Consider the following 6185-nt stretch of genomic DNA (forward strand, 5'->3'; position numbering starts at 1 on the left):
CCGACCATGCACCCCTGTGAACCGGTGGACGTCGAGTACACCGACACCGCCCGGTTCCGCTTCACCAACAGCGTGGCGATCCCCGCCACGCCGCGACAGCTGTTCGAGATCTTCGTCGACGCCGACTCGTGGCCGCGCTGGGCGGGCGTGATCACCAAGGTGGTCTGGACCAGCGAGCCCCCGTACGGCGTGGGCACCACCCGCACCGTCCACATGCTCGGCGGCCTGGTCGGCGAGGAGGAGTTCCTGGCGTGGGAGCCCGAGCGCCGGATGGCGTTCCGTTTCAACGCCAGCTCCACCAAGGGGATCCACGCCTTCGCCGAGGCCTACGACATCGTGCCCACCGAGGGCGGTTGCCGACTCACGTGGACGCTGGCGATGCACGGCACCGCGGTGACCAACCTGTCGATCTCCGTGATCCGCCCGGTGATGAACCTGCTGTTCCGCCGCTTCCTGCGGCGGCTCAGCGCCCTGGCGGCCGAGAGGTACCCGGGCTAATCGTCAGCACAACTGGTCAACAGCAGGCGCAGCCGCCGCGTCATGTCGTCGACGAGCACCTCCGGATCCTCGGCGCGCTCTGACGCCACCCACTCGGACAACCACACCTGGAGCGCGGAGATCGCCATCCCCGCGGCGATGCGCGGATCGAGGCCGGCGAGCTCCCCCCGGTCCGCCGCGGCCTGCATCCCGGCGGCGATCACCTCGAGGCCAGAGCTCCACACCGTGCGCTGGATCCCGTGGGCGCCCTCCACGCTGTTCGCCCATCCCCCACCGGCCCGGAGGTTCATCTCGAGGTAGGCGGGGTGCGCCGCCAGGAAGAGGAAGACCCGACGCAGCCCGGTGAGCAGGCGCTCGAGCCCCGGCTCCCCGGCGTCGGCCTCGCGCACCGCCTCCAGCAGGGCGTCCATCCGCGTGCGGTGCAGGGCGTCCCAGATCTCCGCCTTGCCGGAGAAGGACTTGTACACGGTGGCCAGGGACAACCCGGCGGTGGCCGCGATCGCGTTCATCGGCGTGGCGGCGAACCCGGCCTTGCCGAACTCGCGCTCCGCGGCGCGGAGGATCTGTCGGCGGTAGCCGTGGAGCTTCTCCTCACGGTCGCCGGTCCTCGTCGTCGTCGTCGTCGTAATCCCTGTGGCCTCCACGGCTCGATGCTACCGTCGCAGAATCGCCATTCTGTTTTTGTGGATGGCCGTTGCCACCTCCTGCCGGTTCGAGCCGAGAACGGAGTCCGCCGATGCCCAAGCCCCCGCTCCCCATGAAGCCGACCGGCTGGTTCCAGGTGGCGTGGTCCGCCGAGGTCCCGGTCGGCCACGTCCACCGGGTCACCGCGTTCGGGGAGGACCTGGTGACCTGGCGGAGCCGATCCGGCCGGGCCACCGTCATGGACGCGTACTGCAAACACCTCGGCGCCCATCTCGGCCACGGCGGCACCGTCGTCGACGAGACCATCCAGTGCCCCTTCCACGGCTGGCAGTGGAACCCGGACGGGCGCAACACCGCCATCCCCTACGCGGACCGCCCGAACCTCGGCCGCAAGATCAGGACGTACCCGGTGGTCGAGCGGAACGAGTCGATCTACATCTGGCACGACCTCGAGGGGCGCGAGCCGTACTTCGACGTGCCCGACGTCTTCACCAGCTGGGACGACGGCACGCGCGCCGAGGACTACCACCCGTGCCACCCGCGGACCACGCTCGTCGAGGAGCGGCTCCACCTCCATCCGCAGTACGTCCTGGAGAACGGGGTCGACTTCGCGCACTTCGAGTTCGTCCACAAGGTGCCGATCATCCCGGTCTTCACCAGGCAGGACTTCGACGAGCCCGTCTCCTACGTTGACTTCACCATCGCGTTCGAGGGCTCACCGGGGTCGATCGAGGAGGTCGACAGCGGGGTCGAGGCCATCAACGGCGGGCTGGGGGTCGCCGTCACCCGGAGCCACGGGATGGTCGACAACCGCACCGCGACCTGCGTCACCCCGGTCGACGACGAGACCTGTGACGTCCGGTTCTCCGTCTGGATCCGCCGGCGATCGGACCTGGGCGACGACGAGTCCGCCGAGCGCGCGGTCAGGCACGGCCGCGGCGTGATCGAGCAGTTCGAGGCCGACCTCGCCATCTGGAGGCACCAGAAGTACTCCGACCCCGCCGCGCTCGCCCCCGGCGAATACGAAGGGTTCACCGCCCTGCGGACGTGGGCTACCCAGTTCTATCCCGATCATTCACTCCTCGGAAGGTGACACCTCAGATGACCAGCAGCACCAGTGATCCCGCCCGCGTGTTCCAGGTCGCCACCGGCAACGTCGGCAGCGAGATGATCAGGCGGATCGGCAGCCACCCGGATCTGGAACTCGTGGGCGTCCACTGCTACTCGCCCGAGAAAGTCGGCCGAGACGTAGGCGAGCTGGCCGGCATCGCGCCGGTCGGGATTCTCGCGACCGGCACCGTCGAGGAGATCATCGCCACACGTCCGGACGTCCTCACGTTTCACGGTGTCTTCCCGGACGAGGAGCTCTACCTGAAGGTCCTCGAGGCCGGCATCAACGTCGTCACCACAGCGGACTGGATCACCGGCCATCACCGCGACCTCAACCATCCGCACCCGTCCGGTCGGTCGTGGCGGGCGATCCTGGACGAGGCCGCGAAGGCCGGCGGGGCGACCTTCTACGGAACCGGCATGAACCCGGGCCTCAACCAGATCCTCGGCCTGGTCGCCTCGGCCGACGTGGCCGACATCGAGAACGTCACCACGATCGAGTCCGTCGACGTGTCCTGTCACCACTCCGCCGACACCTGGACGGAGGTCGGCTACGGCAGGCCCGTCGACGATCCCGCGCTGCCGGGGATGCTGCGCAAGTACACCGAGGTGTTCGCGGACTCGGTGTACATGATGGCCGACGCGTTCGACCTCGAGCTGGACGAGGTGGTGTTCGACTGCGAACTGGGCGCCTGCACCGAGGACGTCGACCTGGGCTGGTACCGGCTACCTAAAGGGTCCCTCGGCGGGAGTTACATCAAGTACCTGGGGATGGTCGACGGGGTCTCGCGGATCGAGACCCACCTCGAGTGGCAGATGACCCCGCTCACCGAGCCCGAGTGGGACATCAAGGGGTGCTACATCACGATGATCAAGGGCGATCCGCAGATCTACAACAAGCACATGATCTTCCCCGCACCCGGTGTCGACCTCTCCGATCCCGAGGACTTCGCGTCCATCGGCATGACCGTGACCGGGCTACCCGCGCTCAACTCCATCAGGTCGGTCATGGCCGCACCCGCCGGGGTCGTCACCAGCGCGGATCTGCCGCTGCGGACGTTCGCCGGCAGGTTCGCGAGGTAGCGGGCCACCGGGCTCGGCGGCGGTGGCTCCCTCGGCGGCCCGGTGGCTCGGCGGCCCGGCGGCGGCCCGGGCGCCCGCGGAGGGGGCCGGTCGTTCTACCCGGCGGCCCGGGCGCCGTCACCAGCGGTAGTCGAGGAACTTCCCGTCCAGGGTGATCACCACGCGGTCCCCGTCGGGGTCCGGGCGCCTCGCGAAGTCCACCGAGAAGTTGATGGCGCTCATGATCCCGTCGCCGAACTCCTCGTGGATGAGTGCCTTGAGCGCGGGCCCGTACACCGAGAGGGCCTCGGTGAAGCGGTAGATCGTCGGGTCGGCCATCACCTCCGGCGGAGTACCGCGGCTCGGTTGCAGGGCCAGACTCTCCGCCACGGCCTCGTCCAGGCCGAGGAGTTCGCACACCGACCGCGCCTGCTCGGCGGACATCGGGTGTTGGCCCAGCAGGGCCGCGGTGGTCCACACCAGCGGTGCGCCCAGGTGATCGGCCAGTTCTGCCCAGGTGCGTCCCTGACGGATGCGGGCGGACTCCACGTGTGCCGCGGCGTCGTGCTTGGACATGATGGGGGTCATCGGGGTTCCTCTCGGATGGGGTCGTGTGTCGCTCAGACCGAGGCGGGCTCGCGGTCGGCCTCGCGCTCGGCCGGCTCTTCCGGCAGCGGCCGCTGCGCCTTGGTGCGGGCGTGAGTGACGTACAGGGTCAGACCCACAAAGCAGAGCCCGCCGACGAGGTTGCCGATGACGGTGGGGATCTCGTTCCACACCAGGTAGTCGGCCAGCGAGAACTCGCCGCCGAGCATCAGGCCGGTCGGGAACAGGAACATGTTGACCACCGAGTGCTCGAATCCCATGTAGAAGAACAGCATCACGGGCATCCACATGGTCAGCGCCTTGCCGCTCACGCTGGTGGACATCATCGCCGCCACTACGCCCGTCGAGACCATCCAGTTGCACAGCACACCGCGGAAGAACAGGGTCAGCATCCCGGCCGCCCCGTACTCCTTGTAGCCCAGGGTCCGCTCCTCGCCGAGCTCGCCGAGCCGCTGGCCCACCTCGTCGGGTGCCAGGTTGAAGCCGTAGGTGGTGATGAAGGCGATGAGGAACGCCACGGTGAGGGCGCCGGCGAAGTTGCCGACGAAGACCAGGCCCCAGTTGCGCAGCATCCCGCGGACCGTCACTCCCCTGCGCTTGTCCAGCAGCGCCAGCGGTACCAGCGTGAACACGCCGGTCAGCAGATCGAAGCCGAGCAGGTACAACAGGATGAACCCGATGGGGAACAGCACCGCCCCGAGGAGCGCGCTGCCGGTCTGGACCGTGACGGTGATGGCGAACGCGGCGGCCAGGCCCAGGATAGCGCCCGCCATGAAGCTCCGAATGAGCGTGTCACGCGTGGACATGCGGACCTTGCTCGCTCCGGCGTCGATCATCGCGCGGGTGAAGTCCGAGGGTTGGACGTAGGACACGTGGTTGCCTCCAGTTGTGCGGCGGGCGTGCGGGCGTACCGGAGTGAGTGTGGCCGAGCATTGTGACGCGGTCGTTACCCCGGACCGCACACCGGTAACCGAGCCCTCACCTCGCGCCGGCGGCACGGTGAGGTGAGAGTTCGGCCCCCCGTGGAACCAGACAGGCCGGCGCGCCGTCAGACACTGTGACGGCGCGGGAGGAAGGACCGGTGTGGGGTACACGATCGGCCGGGTCAGACGGTGGGATGTCGGGGGCGTGACGACGGCGAGCTCCGCCGTCGCAGAGCGGGTGGCGCTGGCTGTCGAGGCCCGGACGGCTCTGGCTGCCGGGCGCTCAGCGCTGGACGTGGGCTGGAACGGCGTGGCAGCCGATGCGGTCCTGGACGCCGCCGAGGGCGAGAAGGTGCACGTCACCAAGCTCGCGGACGGTCTCGGGGAGCTGGCTGACGCCCTCTCCCGGGCCGCCGCCGCGGTGGGGCCGGCGGTGCAGGCGGTTCGTGACCGGGTCGACGAGGCCGAGGCCGCCGGGCTCGTGGTGGGCGAGGACTCCGTGGGACCGGCTCCCGGCCGCGACGAGATCACCCAGGAGGTCGTCGACGGGCATGTCGAGGCGCTCGGCCAGGCGTTGGCCACCGTCGGGTCGCTGGATCAGCACTACGGCCGGGAGATCGACGCCATAGCCGGTTTGATGTATCGGGCCATCCCGCCGGAGGTGGACAGGGCGACCATCCCGGGGCCGGATGCGGTGATTCTCGGAACCGCCATCACCGCGGGTAGCGGGGCCGTCAGAGAAGGGGCGTCTGCTCTCGCGGACGAGCACGACCCCGAGACCAGGGGCCGGCACAAGGCCGATCCGATGCCCGATGACGCCGGGCGCCGGGCCGCCGGACTGCTTCGGGGAGCCGGCCGGCTCGCCGGACCCGCGGGCGGGGGGTTCACGGCGTACGAGGGCGTCACGGGGTATGCCAGGGGGGAGACCACTGCCGCAGAAGCAATTCTCGAGACGGGCGGGGCTCTCGGCGGCGGCATGGCCGGCGGGGCCCTTGCCGGAGCGGCTGCGGGGTCGTTCTTCGGGCCTGTGGGCACGTTCATCGGGGCGGGAATCGGCGCCGGGGTCGGTGCGTGGGCGGGACAGGAAGTCGGCGGCGCGGTGCACGATGCCGTATACGCCGCCGGCCCAGATGCGGAAGGAACCGAGGATGGCAACTGAGCCGGACGGTTGCCCGGTCGGGGAAGGCGATCCGCCGTTCTCACGCTGGGCGGACATCAAGAAGCGTTTCGTGGCGAGTTTGTGGCATGACATACAGAACCGGACGCAGTTCCTCCTGGGGGTCGCAATGTTCATCGTCGGCCTGGTCTGGGCGGCGTTCTTCTAGGGTGTGTCTCCCAATC

General features: G+C 69.4%; 8 protein-coding genes. 5 read left to right on the forward strand and 3 right to left on the reverse strand.

The annotated features are described in order from the left end of the window. The first annotated feature begins 6 nt into the window (after positions 1-6). Positions 7-498, forward strand: a complete 492-nt coding sequence (locus H483_RS24165) for an SRPBCC family protein (RefSeq protein ID WP_193746845.1) — start codon at positions 7-9, stop codon at positions 496-498. On the opposite strand, the gene H483_RS24170 is transcribed toward H483_RS24165, so the two are convergent. After that, positions 495-1142 (reverse strand): TetR/AcrR family transcriptional regulator, encoded by a 648-nt coding sequence (locus tag H483_RS24170; RefSeq protein WP_017835845.1) that lies wholly within the window; start codon positions 1140-1142, stop codon positions 495-497. The two genes, H483_RS24165 and H483_RS24170, sit on opposite strands and share 4 nt — an antisense overlap. A gap of 92 nt (positions 1143-1234) precedes the next feature. Between H483_RS24170 and H483_RS24175 the strand changes: the two genes are divergently transcribed. Both H483_RS24175 and H483_RS24180 read left to right on the forward strand, forming a co-directional pair. After that, positions 1235-2236 (forward strand): Rieske 2Fe-2S domain-containing protein, encoded by a 1002-nt coding sequence (locus H483_RS24175; RefSeq protein WP_017835846.1) that lies wholly within the window; start codon positions 1235-1237, stop codon positions 2234-2236. Positions 2237-2244: 8 nt separating this feature from the next. After that, positions 2245-3336 carry a dihydrodipicolinate reductase gene (locus tag H483_RS24180; RefSeq protein ID WP_017835847.1) on the forward strand — a complete coding sequence of 364 codons (1092 nt, stop codon included), beginning with the start codon at positions 2245-2247 and terminating at the stop codon, positions 3334-3336. 117 nt (positions 3337-3453) lie between these two features. Here the strand turns inward: H483_RS24180 and cynS are convergent, their stop codons facing one another. Both cynS and H483_RS24190 read right to left on the reverse strand, forming a co-directional pair. Then, positions 3454-3903, reverse strand: a complete 450-nt coding sequence (cynS, locus tag H483_RS24185) for a cyanase (protein ID WP_017835848.1) — start codon at positions 3901-3903, stop codon at positions 3454-3456. Positions 3904-3935: 32 nt separating this feature from the next. Next, positions 3936-4793, reverse strand: a complete 858-nt coding sequence (locus tag H483_RS24190; RefSeq protein WP_017835849.1) for a formate/nitrite transporter family protein — start codon at positions 4791-4793, stop codon at positions 3936-3938. 256 nt (positions 4794-5049) lie between these two features. Between H483_RS24190 and H483_RS24195 the strand changes: the two genes are divergently transcribed. Continuing rightward, positions 5050-6003 carry a hypothetical protein gene (locus H483_RS24195; protein WP_193746843.1) on the forward strand — a complete coding sequence of 318 codons (954 nt, stop codon included), beginning with the start codon at positions 5050-5052 and terminating at the stop codon, positions 6001-6003. Further along, positions 5993-6169, forward strand: a complete 177-nt coding sequence (locus tag H483_RS39520; protein ID WP_017835851.1) for a hypothetical protein — start codon at positions 5993-5995, stop codon at positions 6167-6169. Before H483_RS24195 ends, H483_RS39520 begins: the two co-directional genes overlap by 11 nt. Positions 6170-6185: the final 16 nt, after the last annotated feature.

The organism is Dietzia sp. UCD-THP (genome assembly GCF_000349585.1).
Classification (GTDB): Bacteria; Actinomycetota; Actinomycetes; order Mycobacteriales; family Mycobacteriaceae; genus Dietzia; species Dietzia natronolimnaea_A.